Source organism: Paraburkholderia suaedae (assembly GCF_040812055.1).
Lineage (GTDB): Bacteria > Pseudomonadota > Gammaproteobacteria > Burkholderiales > Burkholderiaceae > Paraburkholderia.
In genome coordinates this window covers 24,052-48,667 of record NZ_JBFOAH010000010.1, presented here as the reverse complement: position 1 = coordinate 48,667, position 24,616 = coordinate 24,052, and the positions used below count along the sequence as shown (strand labels likewise).

Sequence of the window (24,616 nt, the reverse complement as noted above, 5' to 3'; positions counted from 1 at the left end):
AATGAGGCTCAGGCCGCAAGTGGCCCGGATTTCGGGCCCTGAAACGTCAGTAAGCAGTTAGTTGTTGTAGAGCATGCTGGTCAGATAGCTTTGCCGCAACTCGCGGATCGCCACCGACAGGATCGCGCTGACGGGCAACGCTAGCAACACGCCGAAAAAGCCGAACAGCTGGCCGAACGCGAGCAGCGCGAAGATCACCGCGAGCGGGTGCAGCCCAATGCGTTCGCCGACCAGACGCGGCGTCAGATAAAAGCTCTCGACGATCTGCGCAACGCCGTAGATCAGTGCGACCGCGCCGAAGCCGTACCAGTCGCCGAACTGCAGCAGCGCCGCCAGCAGCGCCAGCACCAGACCGGTTGCGAAACCGAGGTACGGGATGAACACGGCGAGCCCCGTGAAGATGCCGACCGGCAGCGCGATCTCGAACCCGGCCAGGCTCAGCGCGACAGAGTAATACACGGCCAGCACCGCCATCACCAGCAACTGGCCGCGCAGGTATTGCGACAGCATCTGGTCCATGTCGCGCGCCAGTTGCAGCGTCTTGTCGAGCCAGCGGCGCGGCACCACGACCTGCAGGCGCGCGAGCATGCGGTTCCAGTCGAACAGCAGATAGAAGAGCACGAGCGGCACCAGCACCAGGTTGCCGACCACCGTCATCATCACGTTGCTGCTCGTGCGCAGCGAGGTCCACGCGTACAGCGCGACGGTTTGCGCGCTGCCTTCCAGCTCGCCCATCACGAGGTCGCGGATGCTGGCGAAATCGAGCGAGTCGGCGAGACCCAGTAGCGCCAGTTTGGGTTGCAGCCACACGCTGACATGCGCGAAGAACACCGGCACCTGCTGCCGCAATTGCGGCGCTTCCTTCTGGATCACCGCAAGCACCAACAGCACGAGCAGGGCCATCAGCAGCGCGAAAAACAGCATCATCAGCAACGCGGCGAGGCCGCGCGGCACGCGCCGGCGCACCATCCACGCGACGCCCGGCTGCAGAATGTACGCGAGAATCGCCCCGAGCAGAAACGGCGTGAGCACCGGACTCAGTAGCCACAGCAGGATGCCGATCCCCAGCGCGATAGCCAGCCAGATGAGCGCGCGGCGCTGAACCGGCGTCGGAATCGATGAGTTTTGTTGCAAAGTGCGTTTCCCCAGGTGTTGTCGGAACCGGATGATTCAATTCCAGCCAGTCGGCCAGCATCGGGTAAAATCGCATTTTACCGACCTTCTCGCTCTTCCCCATGAATCAACCGAAATCCGCCCCTGACGCCCAAGGTTTGTCGTATCGCGACGCCGGCGTGGACATCGACGCGGGCGACGCCCTGGTCGACGCGATCAAGCCCTTTGCCAAAAAGACGATGCGCGACGGCGTGCTGGGCGGTATCGGCGGATTCGGCGCGCTCTTCGAAGTGCCGAAGAAATACAAGGAGCCGGTGCTCGTGTCCGGCACCGACGGTGTCGGCACCAAGCTGCGCCTCGCGTTCCAACTGAACAAGCATGACACCGTCGGCCAGGATCTGGTGGCGATGAGCGTGAACGACATTCTCGTGCAAGGCGCCGAGCCGCTCTTCTTCCTCGACTACTTTGCATGCGGCAAGCTGGATGTCGGCACGGCGGCCACGGTCGTCAAGGGCATCGCGCATGGCTGCGAACTGTCGGGTTGCGCGCTGATCGGCGGTGAAACGGCGGAAATGCCGGGCATGTACCCGGACGGCGAGTATGACCTGGCCGGTTTCGCCGTGGGCGCGGTGGAAAAGAGCAAGATCATCGACGGCAGTACCATCGCGCCCGGCGACGTGGTGCTGGGCCTCGCGTCGAGCGGCATCCATTCGAACGGTTTTTCGCTGGTGCGCAAGATCATCGAGCGCGCGCAGCCCGATCTGAATGCCGACTTCGACGGCCGAACGCTTGCCGACGCGCTGATGGCGCCGACACACATCTATGTCAAGCCATTGCTCGCGCTGATGCAGCAGATCACCGTGAAGGGCATGGCGCACATCACGGGCGGCGGGCTGGTGGAAAACATTCCGCGCGTGCTGCGTGAAGGCCTGACGGCGGCGTTGGATCACCGCGCATGGCCCATGCCGCCGTTGTTCTCCTGGCTGCAGAAACACGGCGGCGTCGCCGACGCGGAAATGCACCGCGTGTTCAATTGCGGGATCGGCATGGCGGTCGTGGTTTCCGCGGCCGATGCCGAGGCGGCAATCGGCCTGTTGTCGGCGGCTGGCGAACTGATCTGGAAAATCGGCGAGATTCGCGAGAGCGCGGCGGGTGAAGCGCAGACCGTCGTGATCTAATAGCTGGTTTTCCGCGCGGCGTGTGAATTGCACAAGCGCTGCGCGGGGTTATCGCATCAACCCATCAACGCACTGCGCCAAAGCTCGACCTCGACGCTTCAAATCATCGACTCGATCTGATCGAGCACCCGTGCGGTAGCGTGTGGATCGCAGCAGTCCACCACCACCCGCTCCGTCATGCTCCGCAGCCACGTCAGCTGCCGCTTGCACAACTGCCGCGTCGCAAAGATCCCCTTGTCGCGCATGGTCGGGTAGTCGACCGCGCCATCCAGGTACTCCCACACCTGCCGATAGCCGACGCATCGCATGGACGGCAAGTCGGGCGTCAGATCACCGCGTTCGCGGAGCTTCACGACTTCATCGACGAAACCCTGCGCCAGCATTGCATCGAAGCGCCGCTCGATGCGTGCGTGCAATACGCCGCGATCGGACGGCTCCAGTGCGAACGGCACGAAGCGCCACGCGGCGGCGGCGTCGTCGGTGCGTGCGGGTGCGGCCAGCAACGTGGACATCGCTTGCCCGGTCAGCAGGAAAACTTCGAGCGCGCGCTGAATTCGCTGGGAATCGTTTGGCGCAAGCCGCGCCGCAGTCACCGGATCGAGTTCCGCGAGCCGCGCATGCAGCGCCGGCCAGCCTTCGCGCGCGGCGTCGGCATCCAGCGTGGCCCGCACGTCCGGGTCGGCGGGGGGCAGGTCGTTGAGCCCCTGCGTGAGCGCCTTGAAGTACAGCATGGTGCCGCCGACCAGCACCGGTAGCCGCCCGCGCGCGTGGATTTCGCCGATCAGCCGCAGCGTGTCGGCGCGAAACTGCGCGGCCGAATAAGCGTCGGTGGGCTCGACGATATCGATCAGATGATGGGGGGCCGCCGCTCGTTCTTCCGCGGTCGGCTTCGCTGTGCCGATATCCATCTCGCGATACACGAGCGCTGAATCGACGCTGATGATCTCGACCGGCCGCCGTGCGGCCAGCGCCAGCGCGGCCGCGGTTTTTCCGGAAGCCGTTGGGCCAAGCAGGCAGGGGATTGGCGTGGAGAAAGCGCGTGGCGTCATGGGTGAGCCGGCGCGCGTCGACACAACGTGATGGCGCGCACCGTTACTGCCCGCGCATGAAGAGCCGATCCAGATCGGACAGCGACAGTTGATACCAAGTCGGACGCCCGTGGTTGCATTGATCGGCGCGCTCCGTCGCTTCCATCTGACGCAGCAGCGCGTTCATCTCGTCGAGCGTCAAACGACGGTTCGCGCGCACCGCGTGATGGCACGCGAGTGTGCCGAGCAGTTCGTGTTGACGCTCGGTCAGCACCCGCGAGCCGCCGAACGCGTGCAGGTCGGACAGAACCGCACGCGCCAGCGCCTGCAGATCGGCGTCTTTGAGCAAGGCGGGCACCGCGCGGATCGCGAGCGTGGTCGGTGAGAGCACGGCGAGGTCGAAGCCGAGCGCGTCGAGCGTGTCGCGCTCTTCTTCCACTGTGCCGATTTCGATCGGATCGGCCTGCATCGTTTGCGGGATCAGCAGCGGCTGCACGGCGATTGCGCGATCGGCCAGCGCGTTCTTGAACTGCTCGTACAGGATGCGCTCGTGCGCGGCGTGCATGTCCACGATCACCAGTCCCTGCGCATTTTGTGCGAGCACGTAGATGCCGTGAATCTGACCGAGCGCGAAGCCGAGCGGTTGCTCGTCGGCGGCGCTGAAGGCGGGCGAGCCATACGGCGCGGATGCGTGATACGGCGTGGGCGTTTCGGCGGCCGAGTCGCGCGCTTCGAAAAGCGTGGCGCCTTCGGCGGTGCCGGCGTTGGTGTCTTTGCGGCCGAACAACGCGTCGTAGAACCCGAGCGGCTGCGCGACCGGCAGCGTGCCTTGCGTCATGCGCGCCTGGCGCATCCAGCTCGTGCCGGAATGCGAGGAGCCGAATCCATCGCTCGAGCCGCGATTCAGGCTGCCTCCATTGCCGGCTGCGAAGCCGCCCGAGCCGATGCCCGAGCCGATGCCCGAGCCCGAGCCCGAAGCACCGCCGCCCACGCCCGAACTTGCACCCGCGCCGCCCAACGGCGTCGCACCGAACGAAGCCGGCCCGCCGGCCACGGGCGCCAGCTGTGCCGCGTGCCCGCCCGCCGTCGTTTCCGGCGATGCACCCGCATGCCGCGCCAGAGTGCGCTGCACCGCGTGAAACACGAACTGGTGAATCGAGCGGGAGTCGCGAAAGCGAACCTCGATCTTCGACGGATGTACGTTCACATCGACCCCTTCGGGCGGCAGATCGAGGAACAGCACGTACGATGGATAACGCTCGCCATGCAGCACGTCTTCGTAGGCGGCGCGCACTGCGTGCGTGAGCAGCTTGTCACGCACGAAGCGGCCGTTCACGAAGAAGTACTGCTGATCGGCGCGGCCTCGGCTTGCGGTCGGCAGCCCGGCGCAGCCGTAGATGGCCAGCGGTCCGGCGGATTCATCGAGCGGCAGATGGGCCGTTGCAAAGGTGTCGCCGAGAATCTTCGCGACCCGCAGCGGCGGCTCGCTCGCGTTCCAGTGTTCGACCGCCTTGCCGTTGTGCAGCACCGAAATCGCGACGTCCGGCCGCGCTAACGCTGCGCGGCGGATCTGTTCCAGGCAATGGCCGAGTTCGGTCTGCTCGCTTTTCAGGAATTTGCGGCGCGCGGGCGTGTTGAAGTACAGCTCGCGGACTTCGATCGTCGTGCCCTGAGTGCCGGCCGCGGGACTCAGCACCCCGGTTTGCGCGTCGACGCGCACGGCATGCGGCGCGTCGGCGGTGCGGCTCGTGATGGTCATTTGCGCGACGGAGGCGATCGACGCCAACGCCTCGCCACGGAACCCGAGTGTAACGACCGCCTCCAGTTCGGCGAGCGAGCGGATCTTGCTGGTCGCGTGGCGCATCAGCGCGAGCACCAGTTCCCTCTCGGGGATGCCGCAGCCGTCGTCGGTGACCGAGATACGCTTGACGCCGCCTTCGTCGAGCAGAATGCGCAGCGTTTGCGCGCCCGCATCGAGCGCGTTTTCCAGCAACTCTTTGACCACCGACGCCGGCCGTTCCACCACTTCGCCGGCGGCGATCTGGCTGACGAGCTGATCTGGAAGGGGCTGGATCGCGCGCAACGGACGTGGCGTGCTCGCGTGCGCGGCGGCTGGGCTCGTGGCGGCCGTGCCGGAGCCGTCAGGCGTTTCGGAGATTTCGGACATGGCGAAATTATAGCGATTCGGCACGCGGCGTCCGCCGCCGCATACGAGCAAGGCAGATTTCCAGGCGCGGTGAGACACTTTCGGTATCATGACGCGGTCAATTTCGGCTGCCAGGCTGTGCTTGCGTATACTCGCCGCTGCATTCGCCGGTTGGCCGGCCAGCCGTTTCGCCACGCTGTCAATCGTTTAACAGAGGACGCTCCTTGGATACGCTGCTACATTTCGTCAACCTGGTTCTGCACATCGACAAGTTCCTCGGAGACTTCATTCACGTCTACGGTGCCTGGGTCTACGCGGTGCTGTTTCTGATCGTGTTCTGCGAAACCGGGCTGGTGATTCTGCCGTTTTTGCCAGGGGACTCGCTGCTGTTCATCGGCGGTGCTTTCTGCGCGACGGGCGAGTTGAACCTGGGTCTGCTGATCGTGCTCCTCCTCGTTGCGGCGGCCACGGGCAACACGGTGAACTACATGATCGGGCGGGCCATCGGGCCACGTGTGTTCAATTCGCACATTCCTTTCCTCGAACGCTTCCTGGATCGCCGCGCGCTGCAGAAGACCCACGACTTCTATGAGAAGCACGGCGGAAAGACCATCGTGCTCGCGCGTTTCATTCCGGTGGTCCGGACCTTCGCGCCATTCGTGGCCGGCGCATCGTCGATGACGGTGAGCCGCTTTCAGCTGTTCAATATCATCGGCGCGTTGCTGTGGGTATTGCTGCTCGTGTTGCTCGGCTACTTCTTCGGCAATATTCCGTTTATCCGCCAGTACCTGAATGTGATCGTGCTGGTGGGTATCGGCGCGGCCATCGTGCCGATCCTGCTCGGCGCATTGTGGAAGATGTTCCGCAAGGATGGCGCGAAGGCCGGTAGCCGCTGAAGTGTCGGCGCGGCCGCGTGGCCGCTGACGCGGTAGAAACGTGAACGCGCCGTGGATTTTCGCGGCGCTTTTTTCTTGCGTGAAGCGTGAGGCTGCCGGTGCCGCGGCGGCCGGCTCTGGCTTGACGCCGGGGCGCAAATCTTGTGATACGCCATCAACCCCTTCGCGTTCAGTGGACCGCGCGTGGCGCGAGTGGCGTTTCCGGCGTGGGATAGCCCGCGTCCTTGAACGTCTGAACGATCGCGCGATTCGTGTCGAAATAGACCTGCCAATAGTGGTCGTTGGCCGTATAGGGCCGCACGCATAGCAGTGGTCCCTCGGGCGTGAAGCTCAACACTTCGATGTCGGGCGCGGGGCTCGCGGCGACGTTGGGAATCTGCACGACGGCCGCCCTCAACCGGTTCATCGCATCGGTCGGATCGACGCCGTTGGCGATCTTGGCGGTCAGCTCGACGCGCCGCACCGGCAACACGCTGAAGTTCGAGATCGTATCGGAGAATATCTTGTTGTTGCCGACGATCGTCGTCACGTTGTCCGGCGTGATGATGGTGGTGCCGAACAGGCCCAGCTCGGAAACCGTGCCGGTGACACCGCCCGCGGTGACGAAATCGCCTACCTTGAAGGGCCGCAGCACCTGCATGAAGACGCCAGCCGCGAAATGGGCGAGCAGACCGCCCCACGCGGTGCCGATCGCGAGGCCCAGGCCGGCGAGCAGCGCGGCAAACGAAGTCGTCTGCACACCGAACACCTGGAGGATCGCGAGGATCAGCAGCAGGTTCAGCAAGGCGCCGAGAATCGAGCCGAGATAGTGAGCGAGCGTGGGATCGACCCGGCCGTTGCGCGCCAGCACCTTGCGCAGCAAGCCGGTGATCAGCCCGATGATCCAGCGGCCGACGATCCACAGGACGATTGCCCCGAGGACCCTGGTGCCGAGATCGACGCCTCGGGTCATGACGAACACGCGTACGGTATCGATATCCACGATGTCCCTCGCTGGATAAGTGCCTTCTACTGATTGAACGACGGTGGCGCAATACAGCGGCAAATGCCCGACGACGGACGCGATGGTCACACTCGGCTTCGGGAGTTATAGACGACGGCGCGCGCATGGGCAAGGACCGTTCCCGGTGATCGAAGGCCCGGCCTGGCGGGAACGACTGGGCGCTTGGGTGGCAGCGAGCAAGGATGGGGCACTCGCTGAGTTCGCAATGCGCGGGACAGTGCGATCGTGGCTTGCTCGTGCGTTTTGCGGCGCGGCTTGGCGGGCTTCCGTTGCGCTTACACGCGCATTGACGCGCAGTGGCTCACATGTGCAGATGCGATTCGGAGTAGGGCGACGTGCGAATGACGAGCGCCTTGTCGGCGCGCACCCGCGCGGCGTTTTTGCGGCGTGCGATGGACTGCCATGCGAAACCGGCAACGATAGAGAACAGGTACGCGGCGGCACGCTGGCAAAACGCGACTGGCCTGCTGAATTGCCCGTAACGGTTTTGCGCGTCGGCAAACACCAGGAAGGTCAGCGCCGCGTCTAGCGCCAGCGCGGCAATTGCCAGCGCCGCGAACACGTATGCGCCGTTCACCGCAGGGCCGGCGGTGAGCCGGTTATACAGGCTGCACACAAGCAAAGCGGCCGCGAGCAACGCGAGGTTCGAGACGACGTCGAACAGAAAATTGGACATATTGGTTCAATGAAAGCGCAAGGCGCCGCAGTGTGGCCGAAGCGTCTGATGACGCGCGGTCCCGGTAGGTGGTCATCGGGCGGCGGCGATCATTGCACATCTTTTCGTCTCGATAAACTTGCTGGTTTTGACGAAGCGGGAGCGGCTGCCGTCACCGCCCAGTGGCTGTGTGGAAATGTTGGCTTGGCCGCTGCGGTGTTGCGAAGTGCGGTATGGGAATGTGTCGATCGAATTGTGAGGAATGCGTATAAAACGCACTTGCGCCAGGACGGTTTTTTTGCGCTCTTCACCGCGAGCCAAATGAAGTTTGTGCGGCCAATGCCGAGGGAAGATGACGCGCCCGCGCGTCAAAGAATCCCGGTCGGATGCGCGTGCCTCTAACCACGCTGCTTCTGCACGGACGCCGGCTTTCTGCCGGGCTTTATGGTGTTTGCCATCGCCGCTGTCTGCGGTTTCCGTGGCGGGCGCTTCATGCTGCTGTGTGGCCCTGCGCCGGCTTGCTCCGTTCGATCGTGCTACTCGACCAGGACCCATTGAAGCACTCATGGGCACCTCATTGGAAACCGCGTGGAATGAGAGCATCCGTGCGGCGTTAAAGCGCAAACGGGCGCCACAAAAGAAAAAGGGCTTGCACGCAAACGCGTGCAAGCCCTTAAATCTTTTGGTAGGCCGTACGGGATTCGAACCTGTGACCAACGGATTAAAAGTCCGCTGCTCTACCAGCTGAGCTAACGACCCAAAAGAGAAGCGAAATTATATCGACGGCCTCCGGACCTGTCAAGAATGGGCCCGCTGCTGCCATCGACACTTCAGATAATGAAAAGCCCGGGCATCACTACCCGGGCTTTCCAGCGAGAGGCGCGCGTGGCTATGACCTCGGACACGGCGCGTTACTGCGAACAGAACAACTCAAGCGGATCAGGCTACTTGATTTGCGACAGCTTGCTTTGAGCCGACTGCGCCACATCCGAACCGGCATATTGCGCGACGATCTGCTCGAGCGTCTTTTTGGCCGCAGCCTTCTGCCCTTGTTCAAGCTGATTGTTGGCGATAGCCAGCAGCGCTTCCGGCGCACGCGGATGCTGCGGGTAGTTCTTCACCACACCTTGCCAGACAGCCGTCGAACCCTTGTAATCGCGCAGCGCATACAGCGCATTGCCCAGCCAGTACTGCGCGGTCGGCTGGTAAGGGCTGTTCGGATACTTCGAGATGAAGGCGCGGAACGACGCCGCCGCGTTCTTGAAGTCGCCGCTGCGGAACTGCTGCGAAGCCGCATTGAAGGAATCGGTTTCGCCCGGCTGCACCTCGCCCTGGACGCCGTCCACCGTCTGTTGCTGCGGCTCGAATTTCTTCAGGCGCGTATCCAGATCGGTGTAGTAGTCCTTCTGCTGCTTTTGCAGCGTGGAGAGCTGATTGGCCATGTCCTCGTTCTGTCCGCGCAGCGTCGCGACCTGCTGATTGAGCTGGTCGAGGCGGTTGGACTGATCGAGGATCGTGCGTTGTGCGGCCGACAGCTGGCTCGACAAACTATCGGTCTTCGAGCGCAGATCGAGAATGGCCTGGCGGGCCTGATCGTCGTCGAAGATACCCGCGTGCGCAGGCACAGCCGTAAAGGCCGTCCCCGCGATGCAGGCCGCTGCGGCAAACCGCAGCCAGGAGAAACGATGCGTCATGCGGCTCATCACCTGTTGACTTACTGTTGATACACGAGGTCGGCGCGGCGGTTCTGTGCCCACGACGCTTCGTCATGACCCGTGGCTTGCGGCTTTTCCTTGCCGAGGCTCACGGCTTCCATTTGCGAGTCGGTCACGCCCATCAGCGCGAGCGAACGACGCACGGCTTCAGCACGCTTCTGGCCGAGTGCCAGATTGTATTCGCTGGTGCCGCGCTCGTCGGTGTTGCCCTGGATCAGGACGTGACGCTGCGGATGGCCCTTCAGGTATTGCGCGTGTTGTTGCAGCAGCGGCTGGTAGTCGTCCTTGACCGAGTAGCTGTCGAAATCGAAATAGATGCTGCGCTTGGCAAGCGGGCTGTTCGGATCGTTCAGCGGGTCGACGTTGACCTGCGCGACATCGTTAGGGTTCGGCTGGGTCGAGACCGCGCCGCCCTTGTTGGCGTTTTCGTCGAGCTTGACGCCCGAATGACACGCGGCCAGCGCGCCGACCATCAGTACAGCAAATGCGATACGGAACTTAGACATCATTTGGTTACTCTCCTTGTGTTATTGCATCAACGTTATTGCATAAACGGGCCCCAGGACGGCTCGCGTACGCTGCCGCCCTGAACGGACAGGACCTGCCGAGTGCGACCATCGGTCGATACTGCGGCCAACACGCCACGGCCGTTCACCTGTGTGGCGTAAAGAATGTACTGACCGTTCGCCGCGAAGCTCGGCGATTCGTCATGTGTCGTGTCCGTCAGGCCCGTGGCGGTTCCGCTTTGCAGGTCCTGGATATAAAGCTTGAACGCGCCGCCGACGCGGGAGATATAAGCGAGCTCCTTGCCATCCGGGCTCACGCGCGGGCTGGTGTTGTAGTTGCCCGTGAACGTGACGCGTTGTGCGGCGCCTGCGCTTTCGCCCTGGGCCGGCATTTTGTAGATTTGCGGTGCGCCGCCACGGTCGCTGGTGAAATAGATCGACTGGCCGTCAGGAGAGTAGGTCGGCTCGGTGTCGATCGAGCTGCCTTGCGTGAGACGACGCAGGCCGCTGCCGTCGGCATTGACGGCGAAGATCTGGGTATTGCCGGTGCGCGAGAGAGCGACGGCGAGCGTGCGACCGTCGGGCGACCACGCAGGCGCACTGTTGTTGCCCTTCTGATCCGACACGATCACGCGACGGCCCGTGGGCAGATCGTGGATGTAGACGATCGGCTTTTTCCTCTCGAACGACACGTAGGCGACCTTCGTGCCGTCAGGCGACCACGCGGGCGAGATGATCGGCTCCGGGCTCGACAGCGCGATGTGCGCGTCCTGGCCGTCCGAGTCGGAAATCTGCAACTGGTAGCGCCCGCCCGTCTTGATGACGTACGACAGGCGTGTGGCGAACACGCCGCGGCCGCCCATCAGTTTCGCGTAGATGTAGTCCGCTACCTTGTGCGCGCTCATGCGCAGGCCGCTTTCGGGGCTCACCAGTACCAGACCGCCGAGGCTTTCACCCTTGACGGTGTCGTACAGCTTGAAGCGCACCTCGTAACGTCCGTTCGGCAGGCGATTGACGCTGCCCGCCACGAATGCATTCGCACCCTTGGCCTTCCAACTGCCGAGGTCGACGGAATCCGTTTCCGACACTGGCGTTGAGCCCGCGTCGATGTTCGTGAATTTGCCGCTGCGTTGCAGATCCTGACGCACGATCGTGCTGACCTGCTGCGGCGAGTTCGCCTCATTGGCGAAGTTGGCCGTGGCGATTGGAAACTGGGTGGACCCGACGCCCGTCACGAGGACGTTCAGTTGTGCGTTGGCGGCGCCGCCAACGGCGATCAGGCACGATGCTACGAGCGTCCGCAGGCCTGGCTTGGTCATCAAACTCATGCTGTATGGATTCCCCAAAAACGGTTTTACTAACACTTCGCGACAGCAGAGAGACCGGAAAACGCCTAATTCGTTCCCGAGCATGCCACGCGGAATCCGGCGCGGCGTCTGCCGTCAGCGGACTGTCAAACTGCTGCAATCAACCTGCAGGACGCAACGTAATCAGGAAGCTTTCCGGTGCCTTGCCGTTCGTGTCCAGAGGCATCGGATCGGAGCGCTGAACGGCGCGCAGCGCGGCGGCGTCCCACGCGGCGTTGCCGCTGCTACGGGAGATCGACGCGCTCAGCAACGTGCCGGTCGGCGAACAACGCACTGCGATCACGGTTTCCAGACCTTCCGTTTCGCCACCCCAGGAAATGTTCGGGCGCACCGCGCGACGCACCTTGTCCGCGTAACCGGGTGATGCGGCCGTGCCGCCCGAGCCGCTTCCCGTGCCGCTCTTGCCGAGTCCGTTGCTGGACGAGCCGGTGCCGCCAGCCATCCCCTGCATTTGCGCGAGCCGCGCACGACGCTCCGCATCGAGCTTCTTCGCTTGCGCCGCAGCGTCGGCTTGCGCCTTGGCCTTCGCGGCTTTCTGCGCCTCGGCCTTTTTCTGCGCTTCGGCTTCGGCCTGCTTCTGTTGCTGCTGTTCTTTCAGCTGCTGCTTCTGCTGTTCCTGCTGCTGTTCCTTCAACTGCTGCTTTTGCTGTTCAGCCAGTTGCTGTTGCTTCAGCTTCTCGGCCTGCTGTTGCTGCTGTTGTTTGAGCTTGGCTGCCGCGGCTTTCTGCGCCGCCTGGTCCGCCGCGAGTTGCTGCTCACGTTTGGCCTCGGCTTCCTGCTGTGCCTGCAGCTTCTGCTGACGCTGTTGCTCGGCCAGTTGCGCTTCGCGAGCCGCTTGCTGCTGCTGGCGCTTTTTCTCCTGCAGCGCGATGTCGGCCTGCTCGTCGCGCAGCCGCGGGGCAGGGGCGACGGGCGCGGGCGGGGATGGCGCGACCGGATGCGGGATCGCCGTGTCGGGCACCTCGGTCCACAGTTCGGCTTCGGCGCCTTCGGGCGTACTGTTTTGCCACTGAATGCCGTGATACAGGAAGAACCCGAGCAGCGCATGCATCACCAGCGCGAACGCAAACGCTCGCCCGGTGCCGCGTTCACGCGGTGGCTGGAGCGGGTAGTCGGAGTGCTTGCGGATCATTGCGATTTGACGAGCAATCCAACACGCTTGACGCCCTCGGCTTTCAACTCGGACATCACGTTCATCACGACTTCGTACTTCACGGTTTTGTCGGCTGCGATCACGACGGGCTGGTCAGGGTGCGATTGCGCCCGGTCGGCGATGAACCCGGCAAGGCCCGCCTTGGACATATTTTCTTGCTGCTGTGCGCCGGAATCGTCCTTGTACTTGACGCTCATGTTGCCGTCGGCCCGAATGTTCACGATGACCGGCGGGGTTTGCTGCTGAGGCGCGGCGCCGCCGACGGTCGGCAGATTGACGATCGACGGAGCAACCAGAGGCGCGGTCACCATGAAGATCACGAGCAGCACGAGCATCACGTCGATGTACGGTACGACGTTGATGTCGGCCATCGCGCGGCGCGAGCGCGAGCCGCGCATGCTGGAGGAGCGAGAGCCTGCCATCGTGGACTCCTTACTGTGCCTGGCGCTGCAGGATGTTCGAAAACTCTTCGATGAAGGTTTCGAAGCGGATCGCCAGACGGTCGATGTCGTGTGCGTAGCGGTTGTAGGCGACCACCGCCGGAATCGCGGCGAACAGACCGATTGCCGTGGCCGTCAGTGCTTCGGCGATGCCCGGCGCGACGTTCGCAAGCGTAGCCTGCTGAACGTTGGCGAGACCGCGGAACGCATTCATGATGCCCCACACCGTGCCGAACAAACCGATATAAGGACTGACCGAACCGACCGACGCGAGAAATGCCAGATTGGCTTCGAGCACATCCATTTCACGCTGGAACGCGGCTCGCATGGCGCGCCGTGCGCCGTCGAGAATTGCACCCGAATCGTTCAGGCGTTTTTCCTTGCCCTTGAGGAACTCGCGCATGCCGGACTCGAAAATCCGCTCGAGCGCGCCGATCGTGTGGCGGTTGTTGGCCGCGCTTTGATAGAGCGCCTGCAGATCGCCGCCCGACCAGAAATCGCGTTCGAAGCGCTCAGTTTGCGCGCGCGCGCGGCGGATCGCAAACCACTTGCGGAAAATGAAAGTCCACGACAGCAGCGACAGCAACAGCAGAAGGGCCATGACGGCCTGTGCCAGCAGGCTCGCATTGAGTACTAATGAAACGATCGACAGATCTTGTGTAGTGTTCATAAAGATTCGTTTTAACGTCCCGGGACGGGGGCGTCCGGCTGCAAGACCGTTCGAAGCTTACCGTTGGCAAAACGGAAGCATCGGCGAGTGTCGCAAGCCGAACGATGCTTTGTGCTGCTTGATCGGTATCAGTTCACTGGCCCCGTAACAACGGGGTTCACACTTCGTTCGTTGACATGCCGCTGCGATTCACCTGGGGGCCGTCCCGCAAGGCGGCGATCACCGGTGGCGGAATCGCAGTCGGCCGCAGCCTGATGCGCTCGACGCAGCCAATCCGGATTGCACCGGTTGCGAGCAGCGTACCGTCACGCCACGCTTCCTGGGCGAAGTCTACCGAAGCCCTGCCAAGACGCTCGATCCGGCTGACGATCTTGATGACGTCGTCAAGCCGCGCCGGCGCCCGGTAGTCGAGTGCGGTGCTGCGCACGATGAAAATCGCCCCCGTTTCGTCCGCGAGGCGGCGCTGGTCGATGCCGCACGCGCGCAGCCATTCGGTGCGTGCCCGCTCGAAAAATTTCAGGTAGTTGGCGTAAAACACGATGCCCCCGGCATCCGTGTCTTCGTAGTACACGCGGATCGGCCACATGTAGCCGATTTCCGTGCCAGGCTGGCTGGTCGACATATTCATGCGGCGCATTTTACCGGAACGCACACTCCGGGGTCTGTTTCAAAGTGTGCGCCTTGTCTGGCGGGTGTGCGGCGGGCGTCAGCCACGATGAATCGACAATCCGGCGAACGATTGTGCGATAGGCATCAGCTCGATCGTGTTGATGTTCACGTGCGCCGGGCGGTTAGAAATCCAGTAGATCGAATCCGCGATGTCTTCGGGCGTCAGCGGCTGGACGTTTTCGTACACCTTGTCGGCTTTTTCATGGTCGCCGCGAAAGCGCACGTTGGAGAATTCGGTGCCGCCGCACAGGCCAGGCTCGATGTCGGTGACGCGCAGCGCCGTGCCGGCGAGATCGGCCCGCAGGTTCAGGGTGAACTGGCGCACGAATGCCTTGGTGGCGCCGTACACGTTGCCGCCGGCGTAAGGCCACCGGCCGGCCGCGGAGCCCAGGTTGAAGATATGCCCGCGATTGCGTTCGAGCATCCCCGGCAGCAGCGCATGCGTGACCTGCACGAGTCCGGTGCAGTTGGTCTCGATCATCGTGTTCCAGTCGTCGAGGCTCGCCTTGTGGGCCGGCTCGATACCGAGCGCGAGGCCGGCGTTGTTGACCAGCACGTCGATCGCCGCGAATGCGGCCGGCAGTGCGGCGGGCGCCGCGGCGACGGCGGCACTGTCGCGCACGTCGAGTTCGTACGGCAGCAGCGCGTCGCCGAGTTCGTCGGCGAGTGCGTGCAGGCGGTCTTTGCGGCGCGCCGTGGCGACGACGCGATGGCCGCCTTTGACGAAGGCGCGAGCGATGGCGGCGCCGAATCCCGCGGACGCTCCGGTGACGAACACGATCATTGCAATTCCCTGGCTGGTAAGAGAGAAAGGCCCGAAGCCTACTTGCAATGCGGCGCTGCGGCAAGGATGAGCCAGCCGGATCCGCCGCGGCTGCAGCGGCGCGCCACGAATGCCGGGCCCATTGGCGGGCGCTCGCGCGCTGTGCGGGGCGGCGTCGCGGCAGGCCCCGCCGCCGTAGCCGCCGCGCGCCGGGGCCCCGGCAAGCCGGTTGCCTATTCGACCCTCTTCCAATAAACTAACGCGCTCGACCCTGTGTGACTGGCGATAGACCCGATTCGTGCAATCGGGTCCAAGGTGGAACAACCCACCGTGAAGCACAGGGTGCCGTTTTGCCGTTCGCCTGGGCAGCCGTGATCCGCGCGCATTGATTTGCGCTGACGGTGGCTGTCCTGCCTCGCGTGTGCGGTGACTCTCCGTTCGCCACGTCAAGGCTGGCCCAGCCGCCAGCAGCGCTGCGTACCCTCTACGCAAGATTCGGCGCATGATCCGGTTAACCTGAACACTCTCAACGGAATCCGTATGTTTGACAGAGCCCAAAGTACCATCGCCAATGTCGATCCTGAACTCTGGAAGGTCATCGAGCAGGAGAACCGCCGTCAGGAAGAGCACATCGAACTGATCGCGTCGGAAAACTACACGAGCCCCGCTGTGATGGCTGCACAAGGCTCCCAACTCACCAACAAGTACGCCGAAGGGTATCCGGGCAAGCGCTACTACGGCGGCTGCGAATACGTCGACGTGGCCGAGCAGCTGGCCATCGACCGTGTGAAGCAACTGTTCGGCGCCGAAGCCGCCAACGTGCAGCCGAATTCCGGCTCGCAGGCGAACCAGGGCGTGTTCTTCGCGATGCTCAAGCCGGGCGACACGATCATGGGCATGAGCCTCGCGCACGGCGGCCACCTCACCCACGGCTCGCCGGTCAACATGTCTGGCAAGTGGTTCAAGGTGGTGAGCTACGGGCTGGACGAAGCCGAAGACATCGACTACGAAGCCGCTCAGAAGCTGGCGCAGGAACACAAGCCGAAGCTGATCGTGGCTGGCGCGTCCGCATTCGCGTTGCGCATCGACTTTGAACGCCTTTCGAAGATTGCCAAGTCGGTTGGCGCGTACTTCATGGTCGACATGGCGCACTACGCTGGCCTGATCGCCGCGGGCGTGTACCCCAACCCGGTGCCGCACGCCGACTTCGTCACCACCACGACGCACAAGAGCCTGCGTGGCCCGCGCGGCGGCGTGATCCTGATGAAAGCCGAGTTCGAAAAGCAGATCAACTCGGCCATCTTCCCGGGCATTCAGGGCGGTCCGCTGATGCACGTGATCGCCGGGAAGGCCGTCGCGTTCAAGGAAGCGCTCTCGCCGGAATTCAAGGCATATCAGCAGCAAGTCGTCGAGAACGCGCGGGTGCTGGCTGAAACGCTGGTCAAGCGCGGTCTGCGCATCGTCTCGGGCCGCACGGAAAGCCACGTAATGCTGGTCGACCTGCGCGCGAAAAAGATTACCGGCAAGGCTGCCGAAGCGGCGCTCGGCGCGGCGCACATCACGGTGAACAAGAACGCGATCCCGAACGATCCGGAAAAGCCCTTCGTGACGAGCGGCGTGCGGCTCGGCTCGCCGGCCATGACCACGCGCGGCTTTGGCGTGAAGGAAGCCGAGTTGGTCGGTAACCTGATTGCCGACGTGCTGGACAACCCGGAAGACGCCGCGACGATCGACCGGGTGCGCGGGCAGGTTGCCGAGCTGACCCAACGCTTCCCGGTCTACCGCTAAGCCGTCATGCATTGCCCCTTCTGCCGCCACGCCGATACGCAAGTCGTCGACTCGCGCGTATCCGAAGACGGCGCGACGATTCGCCGGCGCCGCCGCTGCCCGGCCTGCGACAAACGTTTCACGACGTATGAGCGGGTCGAGCTGGCGTTGCCGTCGGTCGTCAAGAAGGATGGCAGCCGCACCGAATTCGACCGCCGCAAGATCGTCGCGAGTATGCAACTGGCGCTGCGCAAGCGCCCGGTGGCTGCGGACGCGATCGAGGCGGCGGTTGCCCGCATCGAGTATCAGTTGCTTGGCAGCGGCGAGCGCGAGGTCCGCAGCGACCGGCTCGGCGAACTCGTCATGAACGAGTTGCGCGCGCTCGACACCATTGCCTACGTTCGTTTCGCATCCGTCTACCGGCGCTTTGAAGACGTCTCCGAATTCGAAGACGTGATCGAAGAATTTCGCCGCGCTTCTTCTCCGCCCAAGCCCCCACGCAAGCGTTGACCGCAGTCGCGCCGCGGGTTGCTGTTCTGCCTGCGCTGCTGCACGCGTTGTTTGTCGCATCCGTATCTCCCGCTCGATGATGGTTCGTCGCGTGCATTCTTACGCCCGATAGCACCCGAGTGCCACCTGGCCATTCGGCCGATTGTCGAGTCGCGCTCAGGTCGTTAGATTGACTGCATTCTTCGAAAGCTTAGGGATGCAGATGAAATGCGATGTGGTCTTGGGCTCGCCGCGGGGCGGCTTTACGCTTGTCGAAACGCTGACCGTGGTCGCGCTGCTAGCGGTGATCGCGCTCATGGCGACACCGTCGTTCGTGGCGTGGCACGTGCGCGATCAGGTCGACGCGCGGGCGAAGGCGCTGATCTCGACGCTCGCCTATGCGCGCAGCGAGGCATTGCGACGCGGCGCGCGCGTCACAGTGTGCAGGACCGATGCGGCGCGAGCGTGCCTCGCCGCGGGACAGCCGTGCGCGAATGGCGTCACCGACTGGTCCTGCGGCTGGGCCGTGCTGGCGGAGCAGGGCGGCGCGCTGTCGCTGCTTCGAGCACAGCCGCCGCTTGCCGCGGTAAGCGTCACTGGCGTGCAGACGAATCTCACCTTCACGCCACCGGCGGGGCAACTGATCGGCGCCTTTCGCAGTTTCGACGTCGCGCCGAAAACGCCGACCCGCGCGACGCAAGGGAGCAATTGGCGACGTTGCATCAGCATTGCAGCGGGGGGACGCGCGCGGCTTTCCGAGGGTGCGTGTGGAGCGGCGTCGTGACCCGTAATTCACCGATGCGGCGCGGGCGTCGCTGCGCACTGAGGTGTCGCGGCAGTTCGCTGCTCGAAGTCATGCTTGCGGTCGCGTTGATGGCGGTGACAGCGCTCGGCTTGATTGCCGCTCAGCTATGGATCGTGCGCGAAGCCCGTGCCGTATCGATGCGCGAACACGCAACCTGGATCGCGGACTCGATCGCCGAAGCCACGTATGCCGCCGCCGACGACGCCGCAACGAGGCAGTGGAATGCCCGTGCAGGCATTCTCTTGCCGCACGGCGAAGCCTCCGTGACGGCAAGCGCCGGCGTAGCCGCGGCGCTTGTGACATGGACTTCCGTGCGCGACATGCCGCCCGCCGCCGACGTGATCGACAAACCGGAGTTTTGTGGCACAGCGAATGTTCCCGCCGGCTCTTCGTGCGTCGCGCTGGCCTTCGCACCATGACGCGGCGCCGGCAGTGCGCCCGTGGTCATACGCTACTCGAACTCGTGATCGCGATGGCGCTGGGACTGGTCGTGACGGCGGCCGCCGTATCGCTCTACACGACGCAGCGACGCGCGTTCGAATACGCGAGCAATGCGATGCGAATCCGCGAGGCGGGTTTGACCGCGCTCACGCTGATCGGTCAGCAACTGCAAATGGCCGGCTTTACGCCCGCGGACACCGTGCGCTACGACGGTCCACCGCCATTGTTCGGCTGTTCGGGCGGCCGGCCCACGGGCGCCGACGACAGCCTTGCTTGCACGAAGTTGTCGAATGGCTCCGACGGTGTCGTGGTGCGCTACGTCGGAGATAGTGTGTCCACGTGGCAATCGACGAGCGGGCAGGCAACCGATTGTCTTGGACAATCCGTGACAGCCACCACCGCCGTGCCCGCCGACCAAGGCGTGCTGATCGTCAACCGGTACTTCGCGAACCTCAGCGGATCGACTGGCGAGCCGGAGCTTTACTGCCAGGGCAATGGCAACGGGGCGTCCGCGCAACCGCTCGTCGAAGGTGTCGAGAGCTTGCGGGTCAAGTACTGGTTGGCCGGCGCGCAGGATCCGATAGCCGCGTCGGCGCTGTCCGCTGATCAATGGGCGGCGGTAGTTGCTGTCGATCTGTGCGTGCTCGTGCGCGGCGCGCCACAGGGGCAGCGCTCGCGTTATGTCGATTGCGACGGCTTGAGCGTGCTCGGCGCCGACCTGCGGCCGCGGCAAACCTTTTCGCGGCGCGTGGCGTTGCGCAATCAGACGGCGCTTAGCTCGTGACGACGCACACCCAAATGGCCGGGCGTCGTCGCACGGATGCGCGGCATCGTCGACTTCACGACGTACCGCGGCACTCGCCGCGCGTCGATCGCCGGTGTCATTCGTCACGTGCTCGTCATCGCGGCGTGGTTCTGCCAATCGTGCTGCTGATGTCGGCCATGATGCTGACGACGTCGGCGGTCTGGTTCGAAACGTCGCTCGCGGCGACGCGTGCGGCGGCCAACGTCCGCGACTATTTGCAAGCTTTCCACGCCGCGGATTCGGCGCTGACTTCGTGCGCGCGCCGCGCCGTCTCGGCAGCGGCCGACGCTGACGCGTCTGCGCCGCCCCAGGCTGCGTCCGGCGAGCCGGTTCAATGGAAACTCCAAAGCGCATTTGAAGCGGGCGCAGTCACGCCATTCGCCCAATGGCCCGGGTCGGTCCGTGCTCCGCAATGCCTGACCGAAGCCTGGCGCTTATCGAACCGTGCGGATGCTCAGGCCTACTTGCTGACGGCGCGCGGCTTCGGCCGGACCAGCGACTCGCAGGTCTGGCTGCAACTGGAACTTGTCATCGACGGCGAGACGGTTGAACGGCACTGGCGGCGGGTCGTCGCCAGGCCATTTTGATGGGGGGGCCATGAGGACGTCATACACATCCGCGTTCACGCTGCTTGAACTGATGATCGCGTTGGCGATAGCGGCCATCCTGGCCGTATTTGCCGTGCCGTCCTATCGCAATCACGTAGCGCGAACGCATCGCATCGACGCGGCATCCGCGCTGTATCGCGCGGCGCAATTTGTCGAGGGAGCCGCAAGCGATGGTGTGCCGGCGTTGCCGCCGGGACTCGACCAGGCGCCGCAATTCGGCAGCGCGATATATCGTTTGCGGGTGCTGCCTGCTGACGACGCAAACGGCGGCTATTCGATCGAGGCGGCGCCGGGTAACTCCGGCCCAATGCGCGATGACCCGTGCGGCACATTTACACTCGATGCGACAGGGCAGCGGGGCAACAAAAGCGAGGTGGGCGGTGCGACGCCGGCCAGCAATGAATGCTGGAACGCGACTTAGCGACCTGGCGATTTAGCAACTCGGAGATTCGGAGACACCTTGCGACTGAGCGACCCGGCGCGACCAGCCCGCCGCACGTCCCCAACCGCCCCGCCGCCGCCTCAAAACCCGCGATCCGTCATTCACCCTGCGCGCGAGTAGCCGCATCCACAGCGGAATCGCGCTTGATCTGCTGCCAGATCCGATATGCTTCCCAGGCGGCTAGCCCAATGCTGCCCCACTTGAGGACTGGCTTTGCACCCGCTACGACGGTGGTGCGCAACGGCTTGGCGAGCAGAATGGAAGCGATCGAACTGATCACCGGGTACTGTTTGAGTAGCGCGCCGATGGTGCCTGCGTTAATGATGCCCGCCTTCGACCCCTTGCCCACGCGCAACCCGCCGAAGCCCGGCAAGATGAATTTAAGCCAGCTGAAGTGCGTGACTGCCTGTCGCAATTCGACAGTCGCCTGAACCAGTTCCATGCGCTCGACGTCTGCTCGCACCATCAGCAGTTCCTTGCGTAGCGCTCGCAAATGCGGCGCGCTCAGTTGTTTGCCCGGATGGCGCTGGTTACGGAATGCGGTATCGGAGTGGGTCTGGCTCATGGCATGTCGGCGGCGATGAAGGTGGGACGGCTAATGAGGCTGCAAACGGACACTGCAAACACAGACACTGCGATAGGACTCAGCACAATGCCTGAGACTCTCTCTTGATCGAGCCCAAGCCCAAGCCGAAGCAAAAAAACGCGCCAAATACCTACCCCTCACATCCGCTGTGTCAAGGCTTCCGAAACGCGTCGCGGTCTTTTTCGAACTCGGCGATGGTCGCCTCGAACACCATTGGCGCATTGCGCAAACCGCTGCGCGCCTTCAGCGCACAGGCGAGCCCCGCTATCGCGTACACCGCGGTGATGCCGGCGAGTGCTTGCCATCGGTAGGTGTCCCAGAACGCGATGGCGATCAGCGCGGTGAGGGCGATCAGCGCCATGGTGGCAAGCATCATCGCGGCCAGGCCCAGAAACAGCACACCGAGCAGACGGTCTTTCTCTTCAGCGATTTCGATGCCGACCAATTCAAGCCGCGTTTGGAGAATGGCAAACACGGAACCAACGATGCGGCGCAATGGACTCTGTTCTGCGCGCTGCGATTGTGTTTCGATCGTCATGGCTGTGGGCATTGCGCGTAGAGGGGCGCGTGCGAACATGCACGCCGAGAGAAGTGGACCGGCCAGGCATGCGCCGGTCAACTCGATTCGCTGATGCGCCGGACATCAATCACCCGGCAACCACATCAGCGTTACTTGCGGTTGATCAGCAGGCCCAGCAGCACGCCGGCGCCCGCGGCAATTCCGATGGATGCCCATGGATGCTCGTGGACGTAATCGTCGGTGGCGCGCGCAGCCTTCTTGCCTTTTTCGACCACCACCACCTGTACGTCGGCCGCCTTTTCCCTTGCCTGCTTAAGACGCGTAAGCGCCGTTTCGCGCAGTTCCGAGGCGCGCTCGCCGGTGGCGCTCGCGGCCTGTTTCAGCAGATCTTCAGCGTCTGCGAGGACGGTTTTGATATCCGACATCAATCTCTCCTTGTTGACTTCCGACATTGACAGATCCCCTTCATCTCACGACACGCGTGAATCGTAACAAAGAAACGGCCGCTGGCGAGCGCACTGCCCGGTTGACTGCGACGAACGCACGAATCGTTCCCGCTTGGACCCAGCATGCGATCTTCCTGCGCCCGACCGTCGAGCCAAAGTTCGCTTACGATGGAGTTGATCTGTCCCGCAAAGTTTCCTCTAAATTCGAGAAAATTACAAAGCCGAATAAGCTAGTGGCGCGATGTTCGCTCGCGAATACCGCGCTTGCCGTATGCTTCGAATTTTTCAAGCCGTGAGCAAACGCCCGCGGAAGACCATAAGGAGATACACCGATGAGTTTGCGACTGGGCGATACCGCGCCGGATTTCGAGCAGGAGTCGAGTGTCGGCAGGATCAGGTTTCATGAATGGCTGGGCGACAGTTGGGGCGTGCTGTTCTCGCATCCCGCCGACTTCACGCCGGTCTGCACGACCGAACTGGGGTTGACGGCCAAGCTCGCCGGCGAGTTCGAAAAGCGCAACGTCAAGACAATCGCGTTGTCGGTCGACAGCGCACAGTCGCACAACGAGTGGATCAAGGACATCAACGCGACGCAAGCGACCCATGTCGGCTTTCCGATTCTCGCCGACGCCGATCGCAAGGTGGCCCAGTTGTACGACATGATCCACCCGAACGCGAACGAGACGCTCACGGTCCGCTCGCTGTTCGTCATCGATCCGAAGAAGAAGGTGCGTCTGATCATCACGTACCCGGCCAGCACCGGCCGCAACTTCGACGAAGTGCTGCGCGTGATCGACTCGCTGCAACTCACCGACAATTACTCGGTCGCCACGCCGGGCAACTGGAAGCAGGGCGATGACGTGGTGATCGTCCCGTCGCTGAAGGACGAGGAAGTCATCAGGCAGAAGTTCCCGAAGGGCTATAAGGCGCTGCGTCCTTACCTGCGCATGACGCCGCAGCCGAACAAATAAGCGGCTGGGAGCGCGCACAGCGGGTCTGACTGCAACGCGCACCGCGCGGCTCAAGCGAGAAAGGCCGGTCGAAAAACGAACCGGCCTTTCTCTTAAAGCGTGCCGACGAGCAGCGAGCGTGCGCCTCGCATCGCGCAACCCGCGCATCAGCAATGCGTCAGCCCGGCATCAGAAGAACGCCTGAATCCCCGTTTGCGCGCGCCCGAGAATCAGCGCGTGAATATCGTGCGTGCCTTCATACGTATTCACCACTTCCAGGTTCACCAGGTGACGCGCGATCCCGAACTCGTCCGAGATGCCGTTGCCGCCGAGCATGTCGCGTGCAAGCCTGGCGATATCCAATGCCTTGCCGCATGAGTTGCGCTTCATGATCGACGTGATTTCGACGGCCGCCGTGCCTTCGTCCTTCATGCGGCCGAGGCGCAGCACGCCTTGCAGGCCAAGGGTGATTTCGGTCTGCATGTCCGCGAGTTTTTTCTGGATCAACTGGTTCGCGGCGAGCGGCCGGCCGAACTGCTTGCGATCTAGCACGTACTGACGCGCGGTATGCCAGCACGCTTCGGCCGCACCGAGCGCGCCCCAGGCGATCCCGTAGCGCGCCGAGTTCAGACACGTAAACGGCCCGCGCAGCCCGCCGACGTTCGGCAAGCGGTTTTCTTCAGGCACGAACACTTCGTCGAGCACGATCTCGCCGGTGATCGAAGCGCGCAGACCGACCTTGCTATGGATGGTCGGCGCCGACAGTCCCTTCCAGCCCTTCTCGAGAATGAAGCCGCGAATCGAATCCTTGCCGTCTTCCTCGAGCTTCGCCCACACGACGAATACGTCGGCGATCGGCGAATTGGTGATCCACATCTTCGAGCCCGACAGCGAATAGCCGCCGTCGACTTTGTTTGCGCGCGTGACCATGCTGCCCGGATCGGAACCGTGATTCGGTTCCGTGAGGCCGAAGCAGCCGATCCATTCGCCGGTGGCAAGCTTGGGCAGGTATTTCTGCTTCTGCGCGTCGGAGCCGAATTCGTTGATCGGCACCATTACCAGCGACGACTGCACCGACATCATCGACCGGTAGCCCGAGTCGACGCGCTCCACTTCACGCGCGATCAGCCCGTAGGCCACGTAATTCAGACCGGGACCGCCGTACTGCTCCGGAATGGTCGGGCCGAGCAGGCCGAGTTCGCCCATCTCGCGAAAAATTTCGATGTCGGTTTTCTCGTGACGGAACGCTTCGAGCACACGCGGCTGCAGCTTGTCCTGCGCGTAGGCCGCGGCGGCGTCGCGCACCATGCGTTCATCTTCGGTGAGCTGCTGATCCAGCAGCAACGGGTCTTCCCAGTGAAACTGCGCGGCCTCGGCCATGACGTATCTCCTGATTTCTTGCTCGATCAAGCTTGACTTAAGTTCCGCTCTGCGAAACAATGTTTTGCAAACGAC

The 24,616-nt window shown here is 63.4% G+C and carries 29 protein-coding genes, 1 tRNA gene and 1 riboswitch; of the genes, 11 read left to right on the top strand and 19 right to left on the bottom strand.

The window, feature by feature from the left end:
* Nucleotides 1-57: 57 nt before the first annotated feature.
* Nucleotides 58-1,134 (bottom strand): AI-2E family transporter, encoded by a 1,077-nt coding sequence (locus tag ABQJ48_RS15840; protein WP_367838950.1) that lies wholly within the window; start codon nucleotides 1,132-1,134, stop codon nucleotides 58-60.
* A 101-nt stretch (nucleotides 1,135-1,235) separates the two neighbouring features.
* On the opposite strand from ABQJ48_RS15840, the gene purM reads away from it, so the two are divergent.
* Nucleotides 1,236-2,291, top strand: coding sequence for a phosphoribosylformylglycinamidine cyclo-ligase (gene purM, locus ABQJ48_RS15835; RefSeq protein WP_367838949.1), 1,056 nt, complete (start codon nucleotides 1,236-1,238; stop codon nucleotides 2,289-2,291).
* Between the two features lie 98 nt (nucleotides 2,292-2,389).
* On the opposite strand, the gene miaA is transcribed toward purM, so the two are convergent.
* Both miaA and mutL read right to left on the bottom strand, forming a co-directional pair.
* Nucleotides 2,390-3,340, bottom strand: coding sequence for a tRNA (adenosine(37)-N6)-dimethylallyltransferase MiaA (gene miaA, locus ABQJ48_RS15830; RefSeq protein ID WP_367838948.1), 951 nt, complete (start codon nucleotides 3,338-3,340; stop codon nucleotides 2,390-2,392).
* 43 nt (nucleotides 3,341-3,383) lie between these two features.
* Nucleotides 3,384-5,486, bottom strand: coding sequence for a DNA mismatch repair endonuclease MutL (gene mutL / locus ABQJ48_RS15825; RefSeq protein ID WP_367838947.1), 2,103 nt, complete (start codon nucleotides 5,484-5,486; stop codon nucleotides 3,384-3,386).
* A gap of 203 nt (nucleotides 5,487-5,689) precedes the next feature.
* On the opposite strand from mutL, the gene ABQJ48_RS15820 reads away from it, so the two are divergent.
* Nucleotides 5,690-6,361, top strand: a complete 672-nt coding sequence (locus ABQJ48_RS15820; RefSeq protein WP_367838946.1) for a VTT domain-containing protein — start codon at nucleotides 5,690-5,692, stop codon at nucleotides 6,359-6,361.
* Between the two features lie 169 nt (nucleotides 6,362-6,530).
* On the opposite strand, the gene ABQJ48_RS15815 is transcribed toward ABQJ48_RS15820, so the two are convergent.
* From ABQJ48_RS15815 to ydfG, 12 genes are all read right to left on the bottom strand, one after another.
* Entirely contained in the window at nucleotides 6,531-7,343 is an 813-nt protein-coding gene (locus ABQJ48_RS15815) for a mechanosensitive ion channel family protein (RefSeq protein WP_367838945.1), read from the bottom strand.
* A gap of 322 nt (nucleotides 7,344-7,665) precedes the next feature.
* A complete protein-coding gene (locus ABQJ48_RS15810) occupies nucleotides 7,666-8,040 on the bottom strand; it encodes a hypothetical protein (protein WP_367838944.1) in 375 nt (124 codons plus the stop codon).
* 72 nt (nucleotides 8,041-8,112) lie between these two features.
* Entirely contained in the window at nucleotides 8,113-8,586 is a 474-nt protein-coding gene (locus tag ABQJ48_RS15805; RefSeq protein WP_367838943.1) for a hypothetical protein, read from the bottom strand.
* A 116-nt stretch (nucleotides 8,587-8,702) separates the two neighbouring features.
* Nucleotides 8,703-8,778, bottom strand: a tRNA-Lys gene (locus ABQJ48_RS15800).
* 185 nt (nucleotides 8,779-8,963) lie between these two features.
* Nucleotides 8,964-9,713: a tol-pal system protein YbgF gene (ybgF, locus tag ABQJ48_RS15795; RefSeq protein ID WP_367838942.1), complete on the bottom strand. Its 750-nt coding sequence runs from the start codon at nucleotides 9,711-9,713 to the stop codon at nucleotides 8,964-8,966.
* Nucleotides 9,714-9,733: 20 nt separating this feature from the next.
* Nucleotides 9,734-10,243, bottom strand: a complete 510-nt coding sequence (pal, locus tag ABQJ48_RS15790; RefSeq protein WP_367838941.1) for a peptidoglycan-associated lipoprotein Pal — start codon at nucleotides 10,241-10,243, stop codon at nucleotides 9,734-9,736.
* Nucleotides 10,244-10,275: 32 nt separating this feature from the next.
* Complete coding sequence (gene tolB, locus ABQJ48_RS15785) at nucleotides 10,276-11,568, bottom strand: Tol-Pal system beta propeller repeat protein TolB (protein WP_367838940.1); 1,293 nt, start codon at nucleotides 11,566-11,568, stop codon at nucleotides 10,276-10,278.
* A gap of 139 nt (nucleotides 11,569-11,707) precedes the next feature.
* Nucleotides 11,708-12,739 carry a cell envelope integrity protein TolA gene (tolA, locus tag ABQJ48_RS15780; protein WP_367838939.1) on the bottom strand — a complete coding sequence of 344 codons (1,032 nt, stop codon included), beginning with the start codon at nucleotides 12,737-12,739 and terminating at the stop codon, nucleotides 11,708-11,710.
* Nucleotides 12,736-13,182 (bottom strand): protein TolR, encoded by a 447-nt coding sequence (gene tolR, locus ABQJ48_RS15775; RefSeq protein ID WP_367838938.1) that lies wholly within the window; start codon nucleotides 13,180-13,182, stop codon nucleotides 12,736-12,738. Before tolR ends, tolA begins: the two co-directional genes overlap by 4 nt.
* 10 nt (nucleotides 13,183-13,192) lie before the next feature.
* Entirely contained in the window at nucleotides 13,193-13,870 is a 678-nt protein-coding gene (tolQ, locus tag ABQJ48_RS15770; RefSeq protein WP_012431821.1) for a protein TolQ, read from the bottom strand.
* A 157-nt stretch (nucleotides 13,871-14,027) separates the two neighbouring features.
* Entirely contained in the window at nucleotides 14,028-14,507 is a 480-nt protein-coding gene (ybgC, locus tag ABQJ48_RS15765; protein WP_367839091.1) for a tol-pal system-associated acyl-CoA thioesterase, read from the bottom strand.
* Between the two features lie 69 nt (nucleotides 14,508-14,576).
* On the bottom strand, nucleotides 14,577-15,323 hold the full coding sequence (gene ydfG, locus ABQJ48_RS15760) for a bifunctional NADP-dependent 3-hydroxy acid dehydrogenase/3-hydroxypropionate dehydrogenase YdfG (protein WP_367838937.1): 747 nt from the start codon (nucleotides 15,321-15,323) through the stop codon (nucleotides 14,577-14,579).
* Nucleotides 15,324-15,567: 244 nt separating this feature from the next.
* Nucleotides 15,568-15,676, top strand: a riboswitch (ZMP/ZTP riboswitch).
* A gap of 166 nt (nucleotides 15,677-15,842) precedes the next feature.
* Between ydfG and glyA the strand changes: the two genes are divergently transcribed.
* From glyA to ABQJ48_RS15725, 7 genes are all read left to right on the top strand, one after another.
* A complete protein-coding gene (glyA, locus tag ABQJ48_RS15755) occupies nucleotides 15,843-17,090 on the top strand; it encodes a serine hydroxymethyltransferase (RefSeq protein WP_367838936.1) in 1,248 nt (415 codons plus the stop codon).
* A gap of 6 nt (nucleotides 17,091-17,096) precedes the next feature.
* A complete protein-coding gene (gene nrdR, locus ABQJ48_RS15750; protein ID WP_367838935.1) occupies nucleotides 17,097-17,579 on the top strand; it encodes a transcriptional regulator NrdR in 483 nt (160 codons plus the stop codon).
* A 196-nt stretch (nucleotides 17,580-17,775) separates the two neighbouring features.
* Nucleotides 17,776-18,342, top strand: coding sequence for a GspH/FimT family pseudopilin (locus tag ABQJ48_RS15745; protein WP_473094140.1), 567 nt, complete (start codon nucleotides 17,776-17,778; stop codon nucleotides 18,340-18,342).
* A 14-nt stretch (nucleotides 18,343-18,356) separates the two neighbouring features.
* Complete coding sequence (locus ABQJ48_RS15740; RefSeq protein WP_367839090.1) at nucleotides 18,357-18,782, top strand: type IV pilus modification PilV family protein; 426 nt, start codon at nucleotides 18,357-18,359, stop codon at nucleotides 18,780-18,782.
* Nucleotides 18,779-19,588 (top strand): PilW family protein, encoded by an 810-nt coding sequence (locus ABQJ48_RS15735; RefSeq protein ID WP_367838933.1) that lies wholly within the window; start codon nucleotides 18,779-18,781, stop codon nucleotides 19,586-19,588. The genes ABQJ48_RS15740 and ABQJ48_RS15735 overlap by 4 nt, the downstream gene beginning before the upstream one ends.
* Before the next feature lie 125 nt (nucleotides 19,589-19,713).
* A complete protein-coding gene (locus tag ABQJ48_RS15730; protein ID WP_367838932.1) occupies nucleotides 19,714-20,196 on the top strand; it encodes a pilus assembly PilX family protein in 483 nt (160 codons plus the stop codon).
* 10 nt (nucleotides 20,197-20,206) lie between these two features.
* A complete protein-coding gene (locus tag ABQJ48_RS15725) occupies nucleotides 20,207-20,638 on the top strand; it encodes a type IV pilin protein (RefSeq protein ID WP_367838931.1) in 432 nt (143 codons plus the stop codon).
* 118 nt (nucleotides 20,639-20,756) lie between these two features.
* On the opposite strand, the gene ABQJ48_RS15720 is transcribed toward ABQJ48_RS15725, so the two are convergent.
* From ABQJ48_RS15720 to ABQJ48_RS15710, 3 genes are all read right to left on the bottom strand, one after another.
* Nucleotides 20,757-21,224 (bottom strand): DUF3318 domain-containing protein, encoded by a 468-nt coding sequence (locus ABQJ48_RS15720; protein WP_367838930.1) that lies wholly within the window; start codon nucleotides 21,222-21,224, stop codon nucleotides 20,757-20,759.
* A 172-nt stretch (nucleotides 21,225-21,396) separates the two neighbouring features.
* Nucleotides 21,397-21,783: a phage holin family protein gene (locus ABQJ48_RS15715; RefSeq protein ID WP_367838929.1), complete on the bottom strand. Its 387-nt coding sequence runs from the start codon at nucleotides 21,781-21,783 to the stop codon at nucleotides 21,397-21,399.
* A 131-nt stretch (nucleotides 21,784-21,914) separates the two neighbouring features.
* The gene (locus ABQJ48_RS15710) at nucleotides 21,915-22,217 is read right to left on the bottom strand and encodes an ElaB/YgaM/YqjD family protein (protein ID WP_091796641.1); all 303 of its coding nucleotides are present in this window, start codon (nucleotides 22,215-22,217) and stop codon (nucleotides 21,915-21,917) included.
* Nucleotides 22,218-22,246: 29 nt separating this feature from the next.
* On the opposite strand from ABQJ48_RS15710, the gene ABQJ48_RS15705 reads away from it, so the two are divergent.
* A complete protein-coding gene (locus tag ABQJ48_RS15705; RefSeq protein WP_367838928.1) occupies nucleotides 22,247-22,507 on the top strand; it encodes a hypothetical protein in 261 nt (86 codons plus the stop codon).
* Nucleotides 22,508-22,543: 36 nt separating this feature from the next.
* The gene (locus ABQJ48_RS15700) at nucleotides 22,544-23,182 is read left to right on the top strand and encodes a peroxiredoxin (RefSeq protein ID WP_367838927.1); all 639 of its coding nucleotides are present in this window, start codon (nucleotides 22,544-22,546) and stop codon (nucleotides 23,180-23,182) included.
* A 168-nt stretch (nucleotides 23,183-23,350) separates the two neighbouring features.
* On the opposite strand, the gene ABQJ48_RS15695 is transcribed toward ABQJ48_RS15700, so the two are convergent.
* Nucleotides 23,351-24,541: an acyl-CoA dehydrogenase gene (locus ABQJ48_RS15695; RefSeq protein WP_367838926.1), complete on the bottom strand. Its 1,191-nt coding sequence runs from the start codon at nucleotides 24,539-24,541 to the stop codon at nucleotides 23,351-23,353.
* Nucleotides 24,542-24,616: the final 75 nt, after the last annotated feature.

Coding starts and splice junctions, on each gene's coding strand:
- purM (WP_367838949.1), top strand. CDS start 1,236: ATGAATCAACCGAAATCCGCCCCTGACGCCCAAGGTTTGTCGTATCGC.
- miaA (WP_367838948.1), bottom strand. CDS start 3,340: ATGACGCCACGCGCTTTCTCCACGCCAATCCCCTGCCTGCTTGGCCCA.
- mutL (WP_367838947.1), bottom strand. CDS start 5,486: ATGTCCGAAATCTCCGAAACGCCTGACGGCTCCGGCACGGCCGCCACG.
- ABQJ48_RS15810 (WP_367838944.1), bottom strand. CDS start 8,040: ATGTCCAATTTTCTGTTCGACGTCGTCTCGAACCTCGCGTTGCTCGCG.
- ABQJ48_RS15805 (WP_367838943.1), bottom strand. CDS start 8,586: ATGAGTGCTTCAATGGGTCCTGGTCGAGTAGCACGATCGAACGGAGCA.
- ybgF (WP_367838942.1), bottom strand. CDS start 9,713: ATGACGCATCGTTTCTCCTGGCTGCGGTTTGCCGCAGCGGCCTGCATC.
- pal (WP_367838941.1), bottom strand. CDS start 10,243: ATGATGTCTAAGTTCCGTATCGCATTTGCTGTACTGATGGTCGGCGCG.
- tolB (WP_367838940.1), bottom strand. CDS start 11,568: ATGAGTTTGATGACCAAGCCAGGCCTGCGGACGCTCGTAGCATCGTGC.
- tolA (WP_367838939.1), bottom strand. CDS start 12,739: ATGATCCGCAAGCACTCCGACTACCCGCTCCAGCCACCGCGTGAACGC.
- tolR (WP_367838938.1), bottom strand. CDS start 13,182: ATGGCAGGCTCTCGCTCCTCCAGCATGCGCGGCTCGCGCTCGCGCCGC.
- tolQ (WP_012431821.1), bottom strand. CDS start 13,870: ATGAACACTACACAAGATCTGTCGATCGTTTCATTAGTACTCAATGCG.
- ybgC (WP_367839091.1), bottom strand. CDS start 14,507: ATGCGCCGCATGAATATGTCGACCAGCCAGCCTGGCACGGAAATCGGC.
- ydfG (WP_367838937.1), bottom strand. CDS start 15,323: ATGATCGTGTTCGTCACCGGAGCGTCCGCGGGATTCGGCGCCGCCATC.
- glyA (WP_367838936.1), top strand. CDS start 15,843: ATGTTTGACAGAGCCCAAAGTACCATCGCCAATGTCGATCCTGAACTC.
- nrdR (WP_367838935.1), top strand. CDS start 17,097: ATGCATTGCCCCTTCTGCCGCCACGCCGATACGCAAGTCGTCGACTCG.
- ABQJ48_RS15745 (WP_473094140.1), top strand. CDS start 17,776: ATGCAGATGAAATGCGATGTGGTCTTGGGCTCGCCGCGGGGCGGCTTT.
- ABQJ48_RS15740 (WP_367839090.1), top strand. CDS start 18,357: ATGCGGCGCGGGCGTCGCTGCGCACTGAGGTGTCGCGGCAGTTCGCTG.
- ABQJ48_RS15735 (WP_367838933.1), top strand. CDS start 18,779: ATGACGCGGCGCCGGCAGTGCGCCCGTGGTCATACGCTACTCGAACTC.
- ABQJ48_RS15725 (WP_367838931.1), top strand. CDS start 20,207: ATGAGGACGTCATACACATCCGCGTTCACGCTGCTTGAACTGATGATC.
- ABQJ48_RS15720 (WP_367838930.1), bottom strand. CDS start 21,224: ATGAGCCAGACCCACTCCGATACCGCATTCCGTAACCAGCGCCATCCG.
- ABQJ48_RS15715 (WP_367838929.1), bottom strand. CDS start 21,783: ATGACGATCGAAACACAATCGCAGCGCGCAGAACAGAGTCCATTGCGC.
- ABQJ48_RS15710 (WP_091796641.1), bottom strand. CDS start 22,217: ATGTCGGAAGTCAACAAGGAGAGATTGATGTCGGATATCAAAACCGTC.
- ABQJ48_RS15700 (WP_367838927.1), top strand. CDS start 22,544: ATGAGTTTGCGACTGGGCGATACCGCGCCGGATTTCGAGCAGGAGTCG.
- ABQJ48_RS15695 (WP_367838926.1), bottom strand. CDS start 24,541: ATGGCCGAGGCCGCGCAGTTTCACTGGGAAGACCCGTTGCTGCTGGAT.